Consider the following 21,348-nt stretch of genomic DNA (forward strand, 5'->3'; position numbering starts at 1 on the left):
TCCTACTCGACGGGTTCGAGCAGCGTCAGCTCGCTGGTGTTGGCGGGCGTCCAGCCGCGCACGCCGGCCTCGGTCTCGACGTACCACCAGACAATGGTGTCTTCGCGGCCTTGCATCCACACCGGGCCGCCCAGAATCTTAGCCGTTGCGCCATCTTCGAGGAAGCCGACCGCCTCTCCGGCCTCAGGGCCTGGCTCGGAGCGCACGAAAGAGCGGAGGCCAGGGCGAATGCGCACGGTCATGCCGAAGGCCAGCCGGTTGTCGGCCATTTTGCTGGGGGGCAGCCCGTTGGTGTTGGGAGGGAAGAGCGGCGCCGTCGGCTCCGCCTCCCCAGAAAGAGCGGCGCCTGACAGCTCCGCAGCCGGCGACGCCGGATCGACAGCGCGGGCGGATAAATCTTCTGGCGGCCTGTCGGCGGTCGATGCGGGAGAGGCGAGGCTGTTGATCAAACCAAACACAATCAACAGTCCCAACACCGCAACATAGCCGATCACGAAAGGCAACAGTCGATAGCGACGCTCCGGCTTGTAAATCGGATCGGGATTGTCATGCGTGATTTGCTCTCTGTTCAACTCGACGCCTTCGAGCACCTCCAGCGTCGATGAAATTCCATCGCCTCCAATGTATCTGGTTTCGAGGATGCGCCTGGCCTCGTGGTAGATTTCAGCCTGCAGAGTTTCGGGAAGTTGATTGCGATGATAGTACCAAAGCTCTGCGCGCTGAACGCGCGTTTGCTCATCCAGCAGCAGCGTCAGAAGGGCGACTTTTTTCCCTGCGTCGTCGAAAATCTCATAGCAATGGGCGTCCAGAGGCGACTCCGTCACCTGAATCAGGGGCTGCAACGGTTCGTCGTAGGTGGATTCTTCGGAGGAGGCGTAGGTGCTCATGGACAATCTCGCTTAGTAAGCGCCCAACTCGATCAGCCTTTCATCGCTGATGCCGAAGTGGTGGGCAATTTCGTGCAGCACGGTTCGACGGATCTGCGCCCGAATCGCTTCTTCATCGGGCGGGCAGATTTCCAGAATCGGCCCGCGGAAGATCGTAATCTTATCCGGCGGCGCCAGATTATAGTGCGTGGTGCGTTTGGTGAGCGGCACGCCCTCATACAGCCCCAACAGCGTCTGTCCCGGCGGCAGCCCCACGCTCTCCAGATGGCGACGACTGGGCCATTCTTCGACGGTCACCACCAGGTTGTCCACCATTTGCCACAACGCTTCTGGAATCTCTTCGAGCGCTTCGGCGACAATTTCCTCGAAGCGGCGACGTGAAATATAAAAATTCGGCGGCGAAAGTTCAGACATGGGCGGTGTGCGTCACTTCTGCTCGCAAATGACCTTTTCGCCATCGAGGCGGCTGTCGGTGTGAATCGCGTAGGTTCTGGCGCCATCGCTCAGGAGGACCAGATACCCCGGCGTGATTACAGCAGCGTACACCATATCCGGCTGAGGACATCCCAGGCTGGCGTCCGGCCACTGCACGGCTTCGATGGATTCAAGATACAGCATTTCCGGCGCGATGTCCAAAGTTTGCGCCGCAAACTGAATGGCGGCGTTGACGAGCGCCTGTTCTTCCGACGGCAATGCAGCCATCGGGGAAGGCGTCATCGTCTCTGGGATGCGCTGCACAGGTTGACACGCAGCCAGCATGAGTGCAGTTGCGCCAACGAGCAAACCGGCCTTCCAACGATGAATTCCCATCAATTGGCTCCTTCCCGCCGTGCACTGCTGAGCTTTCGCCGATGAAACCAAGGCGGAGCCGGGCAATGCCTTCAAGCTCAGGCTGCAAGCGCCAGCAGCATCTGCTGCAAGATGATCAGGGCAAAAAACACAACGATAATCGAGACGTCGATCATGCCGCCTAGCGGTGGAATCAACCTGCGCACCGGCTCCAACACCGGTTCGGTGATCTGGTAGAGAAACTGCACGATCGGATTGTACGGGTCCAGATTGGGAATCCAGCTCATCAGCGCACGCGCCAGCAGCACCCAACTGTACAACTGAAGAACGGCGGCCAAAATCTCAAAAATTGCGTTCATGAGAGGTCCTTTTTCTCACTGAGTTCGCCAAGCTCCTGGCTTCGGCGATAGGCGGCGAAGATGGCGTCGTTAATGATGGCGCGAATGCTGGCTTTCTCCAGCTCGTACAGACCGGCTGCGGTCGTTCCGCCCGGGCTGGTGACCTGATTTTTCAGCTCCGCCGAGTGACGGCCGCTGGCGCGCATCAGCGCAACGGTGCCCTCGATGGTCTGCAGCACCATCTTCTCGGCGTCGCGCCGCGAAAAGCCCATGTGCACGCCGGCGTCGATCATCGCCTCGATGATCAGAAGCACAAAGCCCGGCCCGGAGCCGCTCAAGCCGGTGGCCATGTCGAGGTACCCCTCTTCGTCCACCTGAAGCTGTTCACCCATGGCGCCCAGGATGCGTTCGGTCTGGCGAAGCTGGCGCTCGGTCACATGCTCGGTGGCCGTCCACACGGTCATGCCTTTGCCGAGTTGGGCGGGTGTGTTGGGCATGGCGCGTACGATGCGGTCATGGAAAAGTTTGTGCTGCAAGGTGCGGATGCGCGCGCCGGCGATGATGCTCAGCAATAAGGCGTCGGGATGAATCTTGCTGTGCAAATCTTTGCCAACTTTGGGCAGCGACTGCGGCTTGATGCTCAGCACGACGATCTCCGCCCCGCGCACCGCCTCCGCATTGTCGGGCGTCACCTCGACGCCGTAGGTCTTGCGGATGTACTCGAGCCGCTCCAGCCAGGGATCGCTGGCGCGGATGCATTCGGGCGTGGTCAATCCCTGACTCAGCAGCCCTTTGATCATGGCCTCGCCCATTACGCCGCTGCCGATAAACGCAATTTTGGTTCCGTTGAGCATATCCATCACTCGCTTCTGGCTCCGAAGATCGCCGATCCAATGCGCACGATGGTGGCGCCTTCTTCGATCGCCACTTCAAAATCGTTGGTCATCCCCATCGAAAGCTCGCGCCAGTCGCCCTGCGGGAAACGAGCGGCAAGCTCATCGCGCAACATGCGCAACGCACGAAAGACCGGACGCGTTGCCTCCGGCTCCACCTCAAAAGGCGCCATCGTCATCAGCCCGTGGATGCGAATGCCGGGCAACGCCAGCAGATCGCCCGCCACGCTGCGCAATTCATCCGGCGTAAAGCCATGTTTGGTGGCTTCTCCGCTGACGTTGATTTCGAGCAGCACATCCATGACGCAACCGGCGGCGATGGCGTCGCGGCTGAGCCGCTGGGCGATCTTGACGCGATCGACTGAATGGATCAACACAAAGGGCCCAATGGCGTCGCGCGTCTTGCGGCTCTGAATGACGCCGATCATGTGCCAGCGGATGGCGTCGAGTCCTCTGGCGCGCGCCGCCTCGACCTTCGGCCACAGCTCCTCGAGGCGATTCTCGCCGAAGTCGAGCTGGCCCGCCGCCATCGCCGCTTCGATGTCTTCCAGCGGGTGCTGTTTGCTCACCGCCACCAGCCGCACGTCGGAAGGGTTTCGTCCGCTGCGCAGTGCAGCAGCCGCCATGCGTCGGCGCACGGACTCCAGGTTGGCGGCGATCGCTTCAGTCCTCGTCAGGTCGGGCATCATGACATGAAATTTTACCAGTGAACCGCGCGCCCGACAAAGCAGGGAAGGTGTAGTTAGGGAAAGCAACGGCCAGCGTGCTGCGTGGTCCACCGCCTCCTCTGGAAGTTCTGCGTTGTGACGGCGAAGCGCTCCGGCGCGTCTTCTTAGCAAGTTCTCTGCGCGGCGACGAAGGGCAGGAAGCTCTGCGCGTCGACCGGCTCAGCCGGCGCCACAGCCTCAACCTCCGGAGCGGGAACAAACACGTCGATCGGTTCGCTCCAGACGCCGGGGTAGCGCTGATTGGGCCATGCGCCGGATGAGCCGACGGGCTGCTCGGCGCGCGGCAGGACGCGGAAGCGGTAGAGGCTGCCCGGACAGGCGGCGTGAAAGACCGTCTCGCCGGCCTCCACGTCGCCGACGACGTCGCGCCAGCGGCCGTTGGCGTCATGCCAGTATTGAATGTCAAAGAGCAGGCGGTGCGCGCTGTTCGGGATCAGCGGAATGTCCGGTCCGAGGTCGCCGCCCCAGCTCAGGGTGACAGCTACACTGCCGGTCACCGGCGTCGTGGCCGTGAGCGTCGCCGTCGGCGCCTGCACCAGGCTGAGGGCGTCGATGAAGCCGTGGTTGCCGTGCCATTGAAAGGGGCTGTGGATGCGCGCGAAGACGGTGATCGTCGGCGCCTGCGCCGTGACGCCCAGACGGAGATTCTGCCAGCCGACGCGCGTGACGCCGTCCGGTTCGACAAAATTACGGCGATTTTCCACCCACTGCACACTCTCGGCGTTCATATCGACGCCGCCTGTCGGGTCAACGCCGAGCATCTTCGCCATGTAATAGCCGTCGGGGCAGTCGTTGCGCGGTTTGGTGTTGCTGCCGCCGCAGAGCGTGAGCATCCAGCCGCTCAGGCTATAGGCTGTGCCGCTGACCACGTTGACCTGCTGATAGAGCGCAACGTCGAACGGTTTGCCCGGCGCCGACGACCATTCCAGGTCACGCGCTTTGATCACCACGCTGTCGATGCCTGCGATGCGCTCGACGTGCGCCGAACCTTCGCAACTTTTTGCATAATGGATGCGCGCGCTGTCGACGATCGGCGTTTCGCCGTTGTAGGTCACTTCCCAGCCGTTGGGGATGCGGTTGGGCGCGTCCACCAGCTCATCGTTGGGAATCTCGCCGTCGCGATACCCTGCTTCGTTGCACTCGAAGCCGGACGCAAAGAGGCGCTCCGCAGTTGCGGGCGGAACCGTCCCAATCGCCTGCGGCTCCGCCTGTGCGAGCGCTGCGCCACCGCAGAGCAACAAGGCGCAGGCGAACCACAAGGGCGGCATCAGGCGCACAATATTCAACGCCATCGATTCACCTCCGCAAGACCATTTCAGGGGCGACGACCGATCAGCCCGGTGCTTTCCATCGTCATCACCAGTTCGCCCTGTTGGTTGCTGACCTCGGTGCGCATGCGCACCGCGCCGCGATCGGGCTTGCTCTGCGAGGGGCGCGTCTCCAGCACGACGATGCGGGCGGAGAGGGTGTCGCCCGGACGCACAGGGCGCAGCCAGCGAATCTGCTCGACGCCGGGCGAACCCAGGCTGGCGGCGCGACAGAGAAAGCCATCGACGAGCAGGCGCATGGTCAGGCTGCAAGTGTGCCACCCGCTGGCGATCAACCCGCCGAAGATCGAGCGTTCTGCAGCCGTTTTGTCGATGTGAAACGGCTGGGGGTCATATTCGCGGGCGAAGGCGATGATCTCGCTCTCGCTTACGGTGCGGCTGCCCAGTTCCAGCACTGCGCCCGGCTGAATGTCCTCAAAATAATAAACAATTTCTGACACGGAAATTCCTCTTCCTGTGGTGAGTCGATCTACGCAATCGTGATCGGCAATCGTGATCGTTATCGACGCCGTCGGACATGGCTCTTCTCCTGCACAGTCACGCCCTGTCGATGAGCGCCAGACAGCGATCGACCTCCTCGATCGTGTTGTAATGCACAAGCCCGATGCGCACCAATCCGCCGCTTTCCTCCACGCCGAGCCGCTCGCTGATGGAGACCGCATAGAAGTTGCCGTTCCATACAAAGATGTTCTCCTCGGCGAGCTTGAGCGCCAGCGCTTCCGGCGTCAATCCCTCTTTGCGAATCGACACCGTCGCCAGGCGTTTGTCCCAGTCCATGCGGTCGGTGACGCCGTAGATGCGCACGCGCGGGATGGTCTTGAGACCTGTGAGCAGACGATCCATCAACTGGTATTCGTAGGCGCCGATCACCTCCCAGGCCGCCGCCAATTTTTCACGGCGCGAGGCGCTGGCCGACGCGCGCCCGTAGGTTGCGCCGAGGCTGGCGATATAATCGATGGCTGCGGCTGCGCCGACCATGCCTTCATGGTTCTTGGTGCCGGTCTCCCACTTGCCGGGCAGCGCATCGCCGGCGGGGCGCACGCGGTAGGCGCGCAGTCGCTCCAGATGTTCGCGCTTGCCGAAGAGCAATCCGATGTGCGGTCCGAAAAATTTGTATGCACTGCACGCCAAAAAATCGCAGTCGAGCGCTTTGACGTCGATCAGGCTGTGCGGCGCGTATTGCACGGCGTCGATGTAGGTGTAGGCGCCCACCTCCTTCGCCCAGCGGATGATCGTCTGCACATCGTTGATTGTGCCGACGGCGTTGCTGGCGTAGCCGACCGCCACCAGCCGGGTGCGCTCGTTGATTAACGAACGAAAATGCTCCATGTCCAGCGTGCAGGTCTCCAGGTCGACGTCCGCCCAGCGCACCTGTGCGCCGGTGTCCTCCGCCATCATCACCCACGGCCAGACGTTGGCGTCGTGGTCGAGGCGCGTCACGATGATCTCATCCTCGGGGCCGAACTCGGCGGCCAGCGAACGGCTCAACATGAAGGTCAGCGTGGTCATGTTGGCCCCGAAGATGACCTCCTCCGGCGCTGCGCCGAGCAGGTCGGCGGCGGCCTGACGTGCGTAGTCGAGGGTTTCATCGCTCAGCCGGCTGGTGGCGAAGACGCCATGCGTGTTGGCGTTGCGCCGCGTCAGATAGTCGGTCATGGCATGAATCACCGACTCGTGCACCTGCGTGCCGCCGGGGTTGTCGAAGAAAATGGCAGGCTTGCCGTTGTAGCGTTCGCTCAGCGCCGGAAATTGCGGGCGGACGAAGCGTGCGTCGAACATGCGTTTGCTCCACTTACGAAATCAGGTTGATGGTTTCTTGATCCAGCGAATCCAGAGGAATGATTCTGGCGCGCGCCGGCTTCTCGACGGGAGGCGCGGCGTCGAAGTCGCTGTAGCGGAAGTCTGCGTCGAGGGTGAAGATCGGCCGGGCGCCCTGCAGCTCGGCAGGAAGCTCTTCCCCGGCGAGGGCCAGGAACGTCAACAGGCCGCTGAAGTCGAGTCGAACCGAAAAGCTTTGTCGATGCAGATAGGGCGCATCCACGCCGATTGCCTGAATCATCTCGAACTGGGAGGAGCGCGCCAGCACATTGGCGATCATCTGAAAGCCCAGGATCGTTAGCCCGATTTCCTGGTCATTCATCGGTTCACCGGTGAGCTCCCCTACGCGATCCACCAGAACGCGCAGGAGTCGGCTGAAGTCTGGGCGGGCGGCAAGGCGGGCGAAGTCAAGCGAGGTGCGAAAGACGGCGACTTGCTCTCCGTTGCGCTCCTCGTCATCCAGTCGCTGCACGGTGATGTAAGGCTCAAGCAGTTGACGGATCGTTTCGTCGTTCATCAGTTGCGCCGACCACATTCCCATCTGGAGAGATTCAGCCGTGCCGGACGTAGACCGCAGCAGATCGCTGCGTATCTGACTCACCAGGTCGAAGCCGATCCAGCCGTTCATGCGCTCCCTCTCCAGCTGGGCGCGCAGCTCGGGAGAGCTTTCGGCCAGTTTCTCCATATTGATGTACATGTAGCCGTCGAGCAGACGCATTTCGAGCCCGATCTGCTCCGACGGCGCCACGCCCTCTTCCTGCTCCACAGCGTCAATCAAAAGCCGAGGCAGCGCCATTTGCAACTGAATGTCCATGGCGGCCGTCTCATAGAACTGCACGAGCAGATCACCCAGTTGTTCGTATTGGTCCGACAATTCCTCATCACTGTCCTTGCCCATCTCTGGCGCAAGTCGGCGCATCCGTTCATACACTTCCGGATCGAGATGCATCGTCGTATCGATCTGCATCTCGAAGGCGAGGTCTTCCTCGGCGATGGTCGGAATGCCTGTTACATCCGCTTCTAGGGCCATCGACAGGCGCAGCGAAGAGACGTTGCGCATCATCTCCTGGGAGTCGATCAGCAACTGACAGTCGGCTTCGGATAATTCGCCGCAGAAAGGTGGAGGGAGCGGCTCCCAGTCCTGCTGTGCAACGCCTCCCCCAGGCCACCATAACAACACGCTCATCAATAAGGCCGCCAGAAATTGCATCGTCGCCTCCTTTCTTGGATACAGCTACAGGTTTCCAGGTCAATCTATGAATCTAAGACGCACTTCATGCTGTGGATGGGCTCTCACCCCCTGCCCCCTCTCCCAAGGATGGGAGAGGGGGAAAGAGCGCTGCAGCCGCAGGAAGGCCCTCACCCCCTGCCCCCCTCTCCCAAGGATGGGAGAGTGATTAAGATAAAGGTCGACCTGGACGCGAAAAAAAGCCCTCACCCCCTGCCCCCTCTCCCAAGGATGGGAGAGGGGGCAAGAGCGCCGTAGCCGCAGGAAGGCCCTCACCCCCTGCCCCCTCTCCCAAGGATGGGAGAGGGGGAAAGAGCGCCGTAGCCGCAGGAAGGCCCTCACCCCCTGCCCCCCTCTCCCAAGGATGGGAGAGGGGGAAAGAGCGCCGTAGACCCTCGGCAAACCGTCAAAAACATTTGTGAAATTCCATGAAATCTCCCAAAAGATTGAATATCGAACCTAAAGATCAGTAAAATTTCGGCAGATCGGGTTCGATCAGCCAAAAAGCGCCTCTTTCCAACAGCGACTGGAGTTCACGGTCGAGCATCAGGGCGCTCATCTCCGTAAGCTGAGGAGAGCGCCGCCCCCCTGCCAGCCGTTGCGCCGCTTCCAGGGGGGCGGGCGGCAGCCATCGCCGCGGGGCCGTGACAGGAATCAACGCCACGCGCCGGGCGTCGGCCAGCCCGGCCTCCGCCGCTGCGATCTCGACGGCGCGTTGGAAATCGCCCACGGCGTCGATTAAGCCATGCGTCAGCGCCTGCGCGCCTGTCCAGACGCGACCGCCTGCCAGCGACTCGATGCGCTCAGGGTCGAGTTTGCGCCCTTCGACCACGCGCGCTTTGAATTGCGCGTAGATGTGATTCAACATCTGCTCGATGCGCTCCATCAATTCGCCCTGCCAGCGCGTGACGTCGCTGTAGATGTCGGCGTGGGCGCCGCGCTTGACTTCGTCTCGCCGCGCGCCGATTTTGGCGAAAGCGTCCTTGAGGTTGACCTTGGCGAAGATGACGCCGATGCTGCCGGTGAGGGTGGCGCGTTGCGCAACAATTTTCCGCCCTGGCGCAGAAATGTAGTAGCCGCCGCTCGCCGCAACGTCGCCCATGTAGACGATGACCGGCTTTTCGGCGTCGAGCAGCGTCAGCTCGCGCCAGATCAGGTCGCTGGCGAGCGCGGAGCCGCCCGGAGAATCGACGCATACGATGACGGCGTCGAGCGCTTTGTTCTGGCGCGCCGCGCGAATGATCTGCTGCGCCGTGGCGCTGCCGATCGTCTCCTCGCCGAAAATGGGCAGTGGGATAGGGAAGGAGCGACTTTCGCCCGGCAAGATCGAGCCGTTGAGCGTGATGACGCCGATGACGCCCTCTGCAGGGGGGCGCACCCTGCGATAGAGCAAGGCGTGGACGCGGCGATAGGCTTTCAGGCGCGCCGGTTTCGTCTTGTCTCCCAACAGCGTGGGCAGCTCATCTTCATAGGCGAGCGCGTCGACCAGGCCCGCCTCCAGCGCCTCTTGCGCCGTGAGCGGCGCACGGTCGATCAGCGCGCGCACCTGTTCAGGGGCCAGTTTCCGTCCACGAGCGATCTGCTCAACGAGGTCGCTGTAAAGGCTGTCGAGCAACCATTCGTACTGCGTGCGCGCCTCCTCCGTCAGTCCGTCGAAAATGAAGGGGTCGGCGGCCGTCTTCCACGGCGCCACGCGCACGACCTCCATCTCCACGCCCAACTGCGCCAGCGTCCGCCGCAGGAAGAGAGGCGCCGCGCGCAGGCCGAGGACGCTCCAGTCGGACAGCGGCGCCAGAATCAGTTGATCGGCGGCGCTGGCGGCCATAAGGACGGCGGTCGTTCCCTGCTCGACGAAGGCCACGATGCGCTGCGCCTGGCGTCGGCCATTGCGCTCCAGCGACCAGCGGCGAAAGCGCTCGAAGAGGGCGGCGAGGCTTTGCGCCTGCGCCAGGCTGATGGAGGCGTCCTTGAAAAGGAGCAACACCCCGCGCACGTCGGGGTCGTCGGTGATGCGATCGAACGCCCGCTGCAGGCTTTCGATCGTCTGCGGCGGACGGTAGCCGGGCAGGAAATCAAAAAACCAGGGCCTTTCCGGATCTCTTTCCTGCAGGTCGCCTCGCAGCGTAATCACCACATAGTCGGGTAGACTCCCTTTGCGCAGCCTGCGCCAGGCGTTGACGACGCCGCAGAAAAGACGCCCCCAGACGCGGTGGGCGCCCCGCCAGAAGCGGATCGCCGGAGATGGGCGGCCTTTTTTTGTCCGACGCTGCGTTTGGCCGTAAGCCGGTCGATGCATGTTCTCGGTGCGCGCTTCGTCTGTCATCATGGGATCATTCTCTACGCAACTGAGCGCTTTGGCAAAGCGTGTGTTCATTGATACACTCCCTGTAACGAGGGCGAAGCTCCGCCAATGGGGGCGGGTTTCCAGGCCGACCGCGCCAGGAAAAACGGAAACAAGCAATCCAAAGCACAGACTACCAACGGAGGTGGCGATCATGTTGATCGGAGTGCCCAAAGAGATCAAAGACAACGAAGGTCGCGTCGGATTGACCCCCGGCGCCGTGCGCGCCTTGACGCGACGAGGCCATCGCGTGCTCGTCGAGAGCGGCGCCGGCCTGGGAAGCTCGATTCCGGATGAGGAGTATCTCGCCGCCGGCGGCGAACTGGTCGCCGACCCGGCGGACGCCTGGTCGGCGCAGATGGTGGTCAAGGTGAAAGAACCGATCGAGACGGAATATCGCTATCTGCGTTCTGAGTTGATGCTCTTCACCTATTTACATCTGGCTGCGGATCGGCGTCTGACGCACGCCCTGCTGGAGAAGAAAGTGACGGCCATCGCCTACGAGACCGTGCAAACGCCCGATGGCAAGCTGCCCTTGCTGCAGCCGATGAGCGAGGTGGCGGGGCGCATGGCGGCGCAGGTCGGCGCCTTTTTCCTGGAGAAGCCCCAGGGTGGGCGCGGCATCCTGATGGGCGGCGTGCCCGGGGTGGCGCCCGCCAACGTCGCGGTGTTGGGCGGCGGCACGGTCGGCAGCAACGCCGTCAAGATCGCCGTGGGGATGGGCGCGCACGTCACCGTGCTGGACATCAACCATGATCGCCTGACCTATCTCGACGACATCCACGGCGGCCGGCTGCGCACGCGCACGAGCAACGAGTACAACATCGAGGAGGTGGTGCTTAACGCCGACCTCGTCATCGGCGCAGTGCTGATCCCGGGCGGACGCGCGCCGCATCTGGTGACGCGCAGCATGGTTTCTCGCATGCGCGAGGGCGCCGTCATCGTCGACGTCGCCGTCGATCAGGGCGGCTGCATCGAGACGACGCGGCCGACGACGCACAGCAACCCCACCTACGTCGTCGACGGCGTCGTGCACTACTGCGTCGCCAACATGCCGGGCGCCGTGCCGCGCACGAGCACCTTTGCGCTCAACAACCAGACCCTGCCGTATGTGCTGCAGCTCGCCGATGAGGGTCTCGACGCCGTGCGCAAGAATCGAGCGCTCATGCTGGGGTTGAACACCTATCAGGGCCATGTGACCTGTGAGGGCGTCGCCGAAGCCTTTGACCTGGAATACGTGGAGCCAGAGTATTTGTTGTCGTAGTAAACCTGGGGGCGCGTAGAATTTTCACCAGGTCTTAAGACCCGAATTCCACTATCGACTCGCTTTGTGTCTTCGGGTCTTTGTGGTGGAAGCTTTTGTAGTGCAAGCTTAATTGAGCATTCATTGAGAATTCTATGGCGAAGACAAACACCGAACCGTTAAGCGGCATGCGCGACTTCCTGCCGCTGGATGTGCTGCGACGCGATTATGTGATCGACGTGGTCAAGCGCGTCTATCAGCGCTACGGCTTTGAGCCGCTGGAGACGCCGACGATGGAGCGGCTGAGCACGCTGCTTGGTAAATATGGCGAAGAGGGCGACCAGCTCATCTTTCGCGTGCTTAAGCGTGGGGAAAAGCTGGCGCGCGCCCTGGCCGACTCGCCGACGGAGAACAGCATCAGCGACGCCGGCCTGCGCTACGACCTGACCGTGCCCCTGGCGCGCGTCGTCGCCGAATATCGCAGCAAACTGCCCCGCTACTTCAAGCGCTATCAGATTCAGCCGGTCTATCGCGCCGACCGTCCGGCGAAGGGGCGCTATCGCGAGTTCTACCAGTGCGACGTCGACATCGTCGGAACGACCAGCCCCACCGCAGAGGCGGAGGTGCTCGCCGCCGGCGCCGAGGTGTTGCAGGAGTTGGGTTTCCGCGGCGCAGAGAGTTTTCACATCCGGCTGAACCATCGCATGATCTTGCGCGGGCTAATGGAGATCGCCGGCGTGCCCCCCGCGTTGGAAAGCAGTGCGCTGGTCGCCATCGACAAGCTCGACAAGATCGGCATGGAAGGCGTGCGCGAGGAGCTGGATGAACGCAGCGTGCCTGCGCAGGCTGCCCAAAAGTTGCTGGAGACGATGGCGAGCGCGCCGGCCGGCGTGGACGAGGTCCTCGACTGGCTGCAGACGCTGTTGCAGCCCTCTGACGTGGGCAGTCGCGGCGTCTCCGAACTGAAGGCAGTCGTCGCCCTTTGCAAAGTTGGACCGGCCGCCGAACATCTGCGCGTCGACCCCTACCTGGCACGCGGCCTGAGCTATTACACCGGCCCCATCTTCGAGATCGAATTTCCCGGTCTGAGCGGCTCCGGCGGGGGCGGCGGACGCTACGATGACCTGATCGGCATGTTCTGCGGGCAGAGCATCCCGGCGTGCGGCTTCAGCCTCGGCCTGGAGCGCATCATCCTGATCATGGAGGAGCGGGGCATGTTCCCGGCCCGCCTCAGCACGCAGCCGCAGGCGCTCGTCACCCTCTTCGACGAAAGCACCGTCGCCGCCAGCCTTGCACTGGCGCATCGGCTGCGCAAGGCGGGCCTGCGCGTCGACCTCTACCCAGAAAACGACCGCTACGGCAAGCAATTCAAGTACGCCGAGGAGCGCGGCATCCGCTACGCCGTGTTGCTCAGCCCGCGCGAGCTTGAGGCCGGCGTTGTGGCGATCAAAGATTTGATTTCAGGCGAACAGGTGGAGATTCCAGAGGCCGAAACTGCGGAGTGGCTGCGCACTCGCGTTGAATCATCCGACCCGCGCCGATGAATGCATCCCGGCGTCCCCGACTGCCAGCTGGGGTCGGGGACGCGCATTTCATGCATAAACCCCTTCGCGCCGCCAGATTTCCAGCATGAACTCATACGACTTCAACGGCATGCCGGTGTAAATGCAGTTGCTCGTCGAAAAGATGTAGCCGCCCCCCGGCATGCCGTTGCGCAGCGCATAGCGCACAGATTCGGCGATCTCCTCCGGCGCGCCGGTGTCGAGCAAGGCGCAGTTCACGTTGCCGATTAAACAGACCTGATCGCCGTAGCGCCGCTTGACTTCGGCGATGTCGACGCCTGCCTGGGGGTCGAGCGAATGCAGCGCATGCGGTTTGGTGGCCACAAGCTGGTCGATGATCGGCATGATGTTGCCGTCGGTGTGTTTAATCACGTAAAAACCCATGTCCCGATACGCCGCCGTCAACTGCGCCAGATAGGGCGTGATGAACTCGGCGAAGTGGCGAGGGCTGAGGAAGGGTCCGCTGTTGAAGCAGTAGTCGGCGCACAGGGCGAAGCCGTCCAGCCCGCCATGGCGTGCGTACACCTCGGCCCGACGAATGGCGGCGTCGACTTTCTGTTGCGCTTCTCGCTTCAGCCCTTCGGGATCGTCGGCCAGACGTTCGGCGAAGGCGAACATCTCTTTGCCATCCGGGATGCTGAAGGTGGCGTCGCCGTGACGCATCAAAAAATAGCGGTCGCCCGTCTTTTCACGGAGGATGTCGATCAGCCGGATCGTCTCCTCGACGGTGTCGGGGTTCGGATGGATGAAAATGGCGCTGTGCTCGAAGCGCTCGGCGGTGGCGATGTAGATGTCCGCCATATCGAGACGATGGAGCTCGCGCTCTTTCTCCTCCATCTGCCCCCACTGGCTGTAGTTGCGATGGGAGGGGTGCACCTTGCCGAACGCTTCCATGGTCAAAAAGAAGACGAGCTCGAAGTGCGGCACGCGGCCGGTGAGCGGCCTGCGCTCGAGCGCGGCGATGAATCGTTCACGCGGTTGCATCCTGTCACCCTCGTTTCTCCGGCTTGCCCGTGGGCTTGAGGTTGGCGAGCCCTTTGCCCCACACGCGTTTCGCCTCCTCAATGTAGAAAAGATAGTTCTCGAACGGCACGTCGGGCGGCACGCGATGGTCGGGCGTGGGAATGTAGCCGCCCTCCTCCACCAGCGGCGCCAGGCGTTCGATCTCGCAAGTGATGGCCTCCTTGGACGCCATCAGAATGTGTTTGTCGAAGCCGCCCATCAGCCGCATCGCCTTGCCATAGCGCCGTCGAAACTCGAACGGATCGGCTTTCCACTTGCCGACCTCGATCGGAAACATGGTGTTGACGCCCGCCTCCAGCCAGAGCGGCGCAAGCAGCTCGATGTTGCCGTCGCAGTCCACGAAGACGATGTCCACGCCGTATTTATTCAAGGTGGCGGTGATGCGCTTGTAATGCGGCGCGAGAATTTGCTTGAACAGCTTGGGCGACATCAACGGGCCGCCGCTGTAGGCCATGTCCTCCCACATGCTGGCGGCTTCGGGGCGCACGCCGGCGCCAAGCACAAACTCCAACACGGCGACAACGACGTCGGCCAGCGTCTCGACGATCTCCTCGAAGAGGGGGCGATCGTCGTACATGATCTCAGAGATGCGTTCGAGGCCAAACCAGTTGCGCGCCACGCCGTAAAGCGAACCCGCCTCGATGAAGAGCGGATAGTCGCGGTCGGGGCGCGTCCATTCGGCGAGCTGCATCTCCCAGGCCGGACCTGCGGGCAGGCGCAGTGGGTCATCGGCGCGCAGGCGCGGCTTGTAAAAAGCGTTCCAACTGTCGCGATCTACAAGCGTGTGGCGCAGATGACGAGGGATCGAACCGAGAAATTTGCCGCGCTGCACGATGACGCCGTCGGCCTGCTGGACGATTTCGGTCTCCCCCTCGTCGACCAGTTTCAGCGTCGGAAAAGGGGGCCACAGCCCCACAATGCAGCCGCACATGCGCCACTGCGGGTCCATGCCGAAGAAAAGGTCGGGATCCACGCCGGCAGGATACCCCTGATCCTGCCAGATGGTCAGCGTCTCCTCCCAAAAACCAAAGTCCATGATCGGGCAGCGGTCGCGCGGCTGATAGTGCATCACGGCTGTAAAACGTTCGCGAGGATTCATGCGCTGTTCCCCAGAATTGATTCAACGCAAAGCCACAAGAGCAAAAAAGCACGGAAATGCTCCGTGAGCCTGGCACCTGGCGTGCTTCGTTGGGCGTTATCGGCGCCGCTAGGCGGGGCGCCTTCGGTAAGGTCAGTCACGCCGCGACGCCTACGAAGCGACGCGCCAACGTGACCGCGCCGGCGGCGTTGTCGCTGTACCCGTCCGCTCCGATCTCCTCGGCGAAGTCCTGCGTCACCGGCGCGCCGCCCACCATCACTTTCACGCGCTGACGCAGTCCCTCCTGCACCAGGCGGTCGATCATGCGCTTCATCGACGGCATGGTCGTGGTGAGCAGCGCCGAGAGCGCCACGATCTGCGGCTGATGCACCTGCACGGCTTCGACGAGCTTGTCCGGGCTGACATCGACGCCGACGTCGACGATCTGAAAGCCGCCGCCTTCGAGCATGGTGGCCACCAGATTCTTGCCGATGTCATGCAAGTCGCCCTGCACCGTGGCGATCACAACGCGGCCGGCCGGCTCGACCGCCCTGCCCAGCAGCAGCGGTCGAATCACTTCCATCGCCGCCTTCATGGCGCGCGCCGAGATGAGCAGCTCCGGCACAAAGCATTCATTCGCCTCGAAGCGGGCGCCGACCTCATCCATCGCCGGAATCATGTATTCAGTGAGCATCGTCTGTGGATCGACGCCCGCCGCCACCGCCGCCTGGGCGACGGCAGCCGCCCTTTTGGCGTCCCCATCCACAATCGCAGTAAAAAGCAGCTCCAGGTTCGGTTGAGACATCGTTGCTCTTCCCTTTCTGTTTCTGTGCAAAATGGCGTGCGCGCACCGGGTGCAAACATGAGTATAGAAGACGTCGCCATCGATTTCACCGGTCTTCTGGGGAGTTTTTGCGGGCAAACTGAGACGAATCGAAAGCGCTGCGAAAAAGAATCTTCGCAGTTGCATAGAATACGCAAAAGACATATACTTGATAGCGCTTCATCCGAGTGCCCCGGCCATTGGCCTTTCAAAATAACAGTGTGGACGCCGGCGGACGGCGTCTCTTGGCGATGATCGGTCATCCGGTCGTCGTTTGCAGGCAAAATGAATCATCAATAGAGGAGGGAATTCAGCGATGGCGAATTATCAGGCTGCCTACGAGATCCTGGCGGAGCAGCTCACCCAGGCAGGCGTCGACGTCGAAGCGGTCAAAGCGGCGCTCAAGCGCCAGCACATCGAGACGCCCAGTTGGGGCTACGCCAACAGCGGCACGCGCTTCAAGGCGTTCGCCTGGCCCGGCGCTGCGACGACGACGCAGCAGAAGCTCGACGACGCGGCCATGGTGCACAAAATGACCGGCATCGCCCCTACGGTCGCCGTGCACATCCCTTGGGACAAACCCGCCGACGGCGACTACGACGCTATGCGTCAGTACGCCGAAGCCCAAGGCATTCGCATCGGCGCCGTCAACCCCAACGTCTTCCAGGACGACGAATACAAGCTCGGCTCGCTGGGCAACCCGGACCCGGCCGTGCGCGAGCGCGCGCTCGACCACATCCTGGAGTGCTGCGAGATCATGCGCAAGCTCAACAGCAACATTCTCAGCCTGTGGTTCGCCGACGGCACCAACTACGCCGGACAGGATTCGCTGCGCGAGCGCAAGCGTCGTTTCGAGCAGGGGCTGGAGGCGGTCAAGCCGCATCTGCCCGCCGGCGGGCGCATGTTGATCGAATACAAATTTTTCGAGCCGGCCTTCTACAGCACCGACATCCCAGACTGGGGCACCGCCTACGCCTGGGCGCTCAAGCTGGGCGACGCCGCCCAGGTGCTGGTTGACCTGGGCCATCACGCCCAAGGCGTCAACATCGAGCAGATCGTCGCCTTCTTGCTGGATGAAGGCAAGCTGGGCGGCTTCCACTTCAACAACCGCAAATACGCGGACGACGACCTGATCGTGGGCAGCGTCAATCCGTATGAGCTGTTCCTAATTTACAACGAGCTGGTCGCCGCCGAGATGAGCGACGACCCGGCCCTGAGCGCCTCGGCGCGCAACGTCGCCTACATGATCGACCAGTGTCACAACATCGAGGGCAAGATGGCGCCGATGATCCAGTCGGTGCTCAACTGTCAAGAGGCGTATGCGAAGGCGCTGATCGTGCCGCGCAAACAGCTGGCCGAGCTTCAGGCTGCAGGCGAGGTCTTGCTGGCGCACAAGCTGCTCACCGACGCCTTCCGCACCGACGTGCGTCCGCTGCTGGCGGTCGTGCGCGAGGAGATGGGCGTTCCCGTAGATCCCATCGCCGCCTACAAAGCGTCCGGCTATGAAGAAAAGATCCGCCGCGAGCGCGGCGTTGCAACAACCAGCGGAGGATTCCAGTAGACGACGGAAGCGGCGGGCGTTGCAGCGACGTCCGCCGCACACGCGATACGAAACACACAACCATGTCCGAGCTATCGACGACGTCTCGTCCCATCCTCGAAATGCGTCACATCTCCAAGCGCTTTGACGCCACGCAGGCGCTGGACGACGTGTCGCTTACACTCTATCCGGGCGAGGTGCATGCGCTGATCGGCGAGAACGGCGCCGGCAAATCGACGCTGATCAAGATCATGACCGGCGTGCACCAGCCGGACAGCGGCGTCATCCTGCTCGACGGCGCGCCGGTGCGCATCCACAACTCGCAGGAGGCGCAGACGCTGGGCATCGCCGCCATCTACCAGGAGCCGATGGTCTTTCCTGACCTGAACGTCGCAGAAAACATCTTCATCAGCCATCGCAACCGGGGGGCGTTCGTCAATTGGGGAAAGCTCCATCGCGACGCCGAGGCGATCCTGGCGCAGCTCGACGTGCGGCTGGACGTGCGCATGCCTGCGCGCGGGTTGACATTGGCGGCGCAGCAGGCGGTCGAGATCGCCAGGGCCATCTCGCTCAACGTGCGCGTGCTCATCATGGATGAGCCGACCGCCTCGCTCTCGGCGCATGAGGTCAACCAACTGTTTCGCATCATCGAGTCGCTGCGCAGCAAAGGGGTGGCGATTCTCTTCATCGGCCATCGCATGGAGGAGGTCTTCCGCGTTGCGGATCGCATCACCGTGTTGCGCGATGGGCGGGTGATCTCCTCCCGGCTGCGCGCTGCGCCGGAGGAACTCGACGCCCAGCGCGAGCTGATGATCCGCGAGATGGTCGGCCGCGAAGTGAGCGAGTTCTTCGCCAAGAGCGCCGTTCCACGCGGCAAATTGCTGATGTCTGTGCGCAATCTCGGCAAAGAAGGCGTCTTCAGCGGCGTCACGTTCGATATTTATGAAGGGGAAGTGCTGGGCTTCGCAGGATTGATCGGGGCCAGACGCACCGACGTCGGGCTGGCGCTCTTCGGCATCGAACCCGCCGACCAGGGAGAAATTCTCTTCGAGGGTCGACCGGTGCAGATCAAAAGCCCGGACCATGCCTTGAAGCTAGGCATCGCCTACGTCACCGAAGACCGGCGCGGCTTGGGGTTGACGTTGCCGATGTCGATCGCCAGCAACATCACGCTGCCCTCGCTGCGTCGTTATCTCAGCGCGCTGGGTCTGGTGCGTCGCAAGGAGGAGCAGCGCACCGCCGAAAGCTATCGCGAGCGACTGATGATTCGCACCCCTTCGGTGAACCTGGAGGTCGCCAAGCTGTCCGGCGGCAACCAACAGAAGGTGATGCTCAGCAAATGGCTCAACACACAGCCGCGTCTGCTGATTCTGGACGAACCGACGCGCGGCATCGACGTGCGCGCCAAGGCCGAGGTGCACCACATCATCAGCGACCTGGCTGCGCAAGGGTTGGGCATCATTTTGATCTCATCCGACCTGCCGGAGGTGCTCGCCATGAGCGACCGCGTGTTGGTGATGCGCGAGGGACGGCAAATGGGCGTCTTCTCGCGTGATGAAGCGACGCAGGAACGCGTCATCATGGCGGCGATGGGCCAGGAGCTCTCATCGAACGGTCAGGTGCAGTCGTCCCTGACAACACAGGCGGTGGAGCTATGAACGAACTGCGTCGTCGCTTTCAGCCGGAGCAGATCCGCGAGCTGGTGTTGATCGGCCTGATCCTCGCGCTTGCACTCTTCTTCAGCACACAGATCGAGAATTATCTGCATCCGCGCACCTTCACGCGCATCTCGACGAGCGTGGCCGTGGTGGCGATCGTGGCGGTGGGACAGACGCTGGTCATTCTGACGCGCAACATCGACCTCTCCGTCGGCTCGATCGTGGGCTTCACAGCCTATGCGACCGGCACAATGCTGGCGGCCAACAACGATCTGCCGCCGCTGGCGGTGGTGTTGATGGCTGTAGGCATGGGCGCGGCGATGGGAGCGCTCAACGGCGTGCTGGTGGCCTATGGCCGCGTGCCGGCGATCATCGTGACGCTGGGCACCCTGGCCATCTACCGAACGTTGCTGGTGGAATTCTCCGGCGCCAAGAGCGTGCTGACGAGCGAGCTGCCGCGCTGGCTGGTCAATCTGCCGCCGCTCAACGCCTTCAGCATCGGCGCCGTCGAGATTCGTTTGCTTTTCCTGATTGCACTGATTGTAGTGATTGCGTTTCAGATTCTCGTCACATATATGACCTGGGGGCGGCGGCTTTACGCCATCGGCTCGAATCCCGAGGCGGCGCGCGTGGCCGGCTTTCCGGCGCAACGCATGGTCTTCACAGCCTTTTTGCTGAGCGGCGCCCTGGCAGGGCTGGCCGGCTTCGTCTTTCTGGCGCGCTTTGGCAACATCACGGTGGTGGCCGGACAGGGGATCGAGCTCAAGTCGGTGGCGGCGGCGGTGGTCGGCGGCGTGAACATCAACGGCGGCATCGGGTCGCCTTTCGGCGCCTTTTTGGGCGCGCTGCTCATCGACATTATCGACAACAGCCTGATCCGCTGGCTGGCCATCAGCGAATTCTGGCGCAACGCGCTGCTCGGTCTGATGATCTTGCTGGCGGTGGCGACCGACACCGTCGTCATGAATCGGCTGCGCAAGGCGTGGGTGCGCCATGAGCTGCAGACCTCCTCCGCCAGCCTCAGCGTGGAACAAGGAGGAGCGCGGCATGCGACATAGGGCTGCATTTTTGCAGCGGTGGGAAGGGCTGCTGCTGGTGCTGTTGGCCGTGACGGTGGTCTACAATGCCTTGAACGCGCCCGGCTACATGACGCTGGGCAACTGGATCAATCTTTTCCAGTTGTCGATCGAAAAGATCATCGTGGCGCTCATCATGACCTTCATCATCATCAACGCTGAGATCGATCTCTCGGTGGCCTCGGTGATGGGCTTCAGCGCATGCACGGCCGGCTTTCTCTATGCCAACGGCACGCCGATGGAGTGGGCGGTGGCAGTGGCGCTGCTGGCCGGCGTGGCGGCGGGTCTGTTCAACAGCTTCTGGATCGGCGTAGTCGGCTTGCCGTCGTTGGTGGTGACGCTGTCGGGGCTGATCGGCTATCGCGGCCTGGCCTATGTCCTGGTTGAAGATCGCTCGATCGGCGGCTTCCCCCAGTGGTTCAATCGGCTGGGGCAGCAACCGTTGATCGGCCCGTTCCCGCTGGCGCTGATCATCTTCTTTGTGCTTTTGGTCTTTGCGATTATCATTCTTCAATACTCCGGATTTGGTCGCTATGTCTATGTGATCGGCAACAACAAAGAGGTGGCGCGCTATTCGGGCGTGCACGTGCGGCGCACCAAGATGATCCTGTTCGTGACGTCGTCGACAATCGCTGCGCTGGCCGGCATCCTGTACGCCGCGCGCCTCGGCGCGGTGCGCGGAGACATGGCGACGGGTTTCGAGCTCGACATCATCACCATGGTGTTGCTGGGCGGGGTCAGCATCTACGGCGGCTCCGGCACCATGTGGGGCGTCCTGCTTTCGGTGCTGATCATCCTGAATCTGCGCAACGGCATGGGGTTGGCGAATCTGTCCGGCCATGTGCAGACCGGCGTGATCGGCGCCTTGTTGATTCTGTCCGTGCTGGCACCCAACGTGGCCGGCCAGGTCCGAAGCTTCTGGAATCGGCGTCGTGCGCAACGCATGGAAACAGGCAACGCCTGAGCCTCGTCGGCGCTGCTCCGCCCTTCATGCG

The 21,348-nt window shown here is 62.5% G+C and carries 20 protein-coding genes; 6 read left to right on the forward strand and 14 right to left on the reverse strand.

Translation table 11 applies throughout. The features are described from left to right. Positions 1 to 2: 2 nt before the first annotated feature. From Q0367_RS11240 to sppA, 11 genes are all read right to left on the reverse strand, one after another. Positions 3 to 887 carry an SH3 domain-containing protein gene (locus tag Q0367_RS11240; RefSeq protein WP_298982294.1) on the reverse strand — a complete coding sequence of 295 codons (885 nt, stop codon included), beginning with the start codon at positions 885 to 887 and terminating at the stop codon, positions 3 to 5. A 12-nt stretch (positions 888 to 899) separates the two neighbouring features. Continuing rightward, positions 900 to 1,301, reverse strand: coding sequence for a metallopeptidase family protein (locus tag Q0367_RS11245; protein WP_297635591.1), 402 nt, complete (start codon positions 1,299 to 1,301; stop codon positions 900 to 902). A gap of 12 nt (positions 1,302 to 1,313) precedes the next feature. Then, a complete protein-coding gene (locus Q0367_RS11250; protein WP_298982296.1) occupies positions 1,314 to 1,697 on the reverse strand; it encodes a hypothetical protein in 384 nt (127 codons plus the stop codon). A gap of 77 nt (positions 1,698 to 1,774) precedes the next feature. Beyond that, positions 1,775 to 2,035, reverse strand: a complete 261-nt coding sequence (locus tag Q0367_RS11255) for a YggT family protein (RefSeq protein WP_297635596.1) — start codon at positions 2,033 to 2,035, stop codon at positions 1,775 to 1,777. Then, positions 2,032 to 2,874, reverse strand: a complete 843-nt coding sequence (gene proC / locus Q0367_RS11260) for a pyrroline-5-carboxylate reductase (RefSeq protein WP_297635600.1) — start codon at positions 2,872 to 2,874, stop codon at positions 2,032 to 2,034. Before proC ends, Q0367_RS11255 begins: the two co-directional genes overlap by 4 nt. After that, complete coding sequence (locus tag Q0367_RS11265; protein ID WP_298982299.1) at positions 2,874 to 3,686, reverse strand: YggS family pyridoxal phosphate-dependent enzyme; 813 nt, start codon at positions 3,684 to 3,686, stop codon at positions 2,874 to 2,876. The genes proC and Q0367_RS11265 overlap by 1 nt, the downstream gene beginning before the upstream one ends. Before the next feature lie 53 nt (positions 3,687 to 3,739). Next, positions 3,740 to 4,927: a hypothetical protein gene (locus Q0367_RS11270; protein WP_298982301.1), complete on the reverse strand. Its 1,188-nt coding sequence runs from the start codon at positions 4,925 to 4,927 to the stop codon at positions 3,740 to 3,742. 23 nt (positions 4,928 to 4,950) lie between these two features. Beyond that, positions 4,951 to 5,403 (reverse strand): MaoC family dehydratase, encoded by a 453-nt coding sequence (locus tag Q0367_RS11275; RefSeq protein ID WP_297635610.1) that lies wholly within the window; start codon positions 5,401 to 5,403, stop codon positions 4,951 to 4,953. Between the two features lie 97 nt (positions 5,404 to 5,500). Next, positions 5,501 to 6,742: a cysteine desulfurase-like protein gene (locus tag Q0367_RS11280; protein WP_298982303.1), complete on the reverse strand. Its 1,242-nt coding sequence runs from the start codon at positions 6,740 to 6,742 to the stop codon at positions 5,501 to 5,503. Positions 6,743 to 6,755: 13 nt separating this feature from the next. Next, a complete protein-coding gene (locus tag Q0367_RS11285; protein ID WP_298982305.1) occupies positions 6,756 to 7,991 on the reverse strand; it encodes a hypothetical protein in 1,236 nt (411 codons plus the stop codon). A gap of 484 nt (positions 7,992 to 8,475) precedes the next feature. Next, a complete protein-coding gene (sppA, locus tag Q0367_RS11290; protein ID WP_298982306.1) occupies positions 8,476 to 10,335 on the reverse strand; it encodes a signal peptide peptidase SppA in 1,860 nt (619 codons plus the stop codon). Positions 10,336 to 10,504: 169 nt separating this feature from the next. On the opposite strand from sppA, the gene ald reads away from it, so the two are divergent. Next, positions 10,505 to 11,614, forward strand: coding sequence for an alanine dehydrogenase (gene ald, locus Q0367_RS11295; protein ID WP_297635624.1), 1,110 nt, complete (start codon positions 10,505 to 10,507; stop codon positions 11,612 to 11,614). A gap of 134 nt (positions 11,615 to 11,748) precedes the next feature. Then, positions 11,749 to 13,137, forward strand: a complete 1,389-nt coding sequence (gene hisS, locus Q0367_RS11300; protein WP_297635627.1) for a histidine--tRNA ligase — start codon at positions 11,749 to 11,751, stop codon at positions 13,135 to 13,137. 48 nt (positions 13,138 to 13,185) lie between these two features. Here hisS and Q0367_RS11305 read toward each other — a convergent pair whose 3' ends face one another. The 3 genes from Q0367_RS11305 to Q0367_RS11315 all read right to left on the reverse strand — a co-directional run bounded on the left by Q0367_RS11305 (position 13,186) and on the right by Q0367_RS11315 (position 16,061). After that, on the reverse strand, positions 13,186 to 14,139 hold the full coding sequence (locus Q0367_RS11305) for a uroporphyrinogen decarboxylase family protein (RefSeq protein ID WP_297641187.1): 954 nt from the start codon (positions 14,137 to 14,139) through the stop codon (positions 13,186 to 13,188). Positions 14,140 to 14,143: 4 nt separating this feature from the next. Continuing rightward, a complete protein-coding gene (locus tag Q0367_RS11310; protein ID WP_297641189.1) occupies positions 14,144 to 15,277 on the reverse strand; it encodes a uroporphyrinogen decarboxylase family protein in 1,134 nt (377 codons plus the stop codon). A gap of 136 nt (positions 15,278 to 15,413) precedes the next feature. Beyond that, positions 15,414 to 16,061: a corrinoid protein gene (locus tag Q0367_RS11315; RefSeq protein ID WP_297641191.1), complete on the reverse strand. Its 648-nt coding sequence runs from the start codon at positions 16,059 to 16,061 to the stop codon at positions 15,414 to 15,416. A 334-nt stretch (positions 16,062 to 16,395) separates the two neighbouring features. On the opposite strand from Q0367_RS11315, the gene rhaI reads away from it, so the two are divergent. From rhaI to Q0367_RS11335, 4 genes are all read left to right on the forward strand, one after another. After that, the gene (gene rhaI / locus Q0367_RS11320) at positions 16,396 to 17,640 is read left to right on the forward strand and encodes an L-rhamnose isomerase (RefSeq protein WP_297635633.1); all 1,245 of its coding nucleotides are present in this window, start codon (positions 16,396 to 16,398) and stop codon (positions 17,638 to 17,640) included. Positions 17,641 to 17,702: 62 nt separating this feature from the next. After that, a complete protein-coding gene (locus tag Q0367_RS11325; RefSeq protein ID WP_297635635.1) occupies positions 17,703 to 19,277 on the forward strand; it encodes a sugar ABC transporter ATP-binding protein in 1,575 nt (524 codons plus the stop codon). Continuing rightward, on the forward strand, positions 19,274 to 20,335 hold the full coding sequence (locus tag Q0367_RS11330; RefSeq protein ID WP_297635637.1) for an ABC transporter permease: 1,062 nt from the start codon (positions 19,274 to 19,276) through the stop codon (positions 20,333 to 20,335). Before Q0367_RS11325 ends, Q0367_RS11330 begins: the two co-directional genes overlap by 4 nt. Beyond that, a complete protein-coding gene (locus Q0367_RS11335) occupies positions 20,325 to 21,317 on the forward strand; it encodes an ABC transporter permease (RefSeq protein WP_298982311.1) in 993 nt (330 codons plus the stop codon). The genes Q0367_RS11330 and Q0367_RS11335 overlap by 11 nt, the downstream gene beginning before the upstream one ends. Positions 21,318 to 21,348 lie beyond the last annotated feature (31 nt).

The organism is uncultured Caldilinea sp., from assembly GCF_937128415.1.
Lineage (GTDB): Bacteria > Chloroflexota > Anaerolineae > Caldilineales > Caldilineaceae > Caldilinea.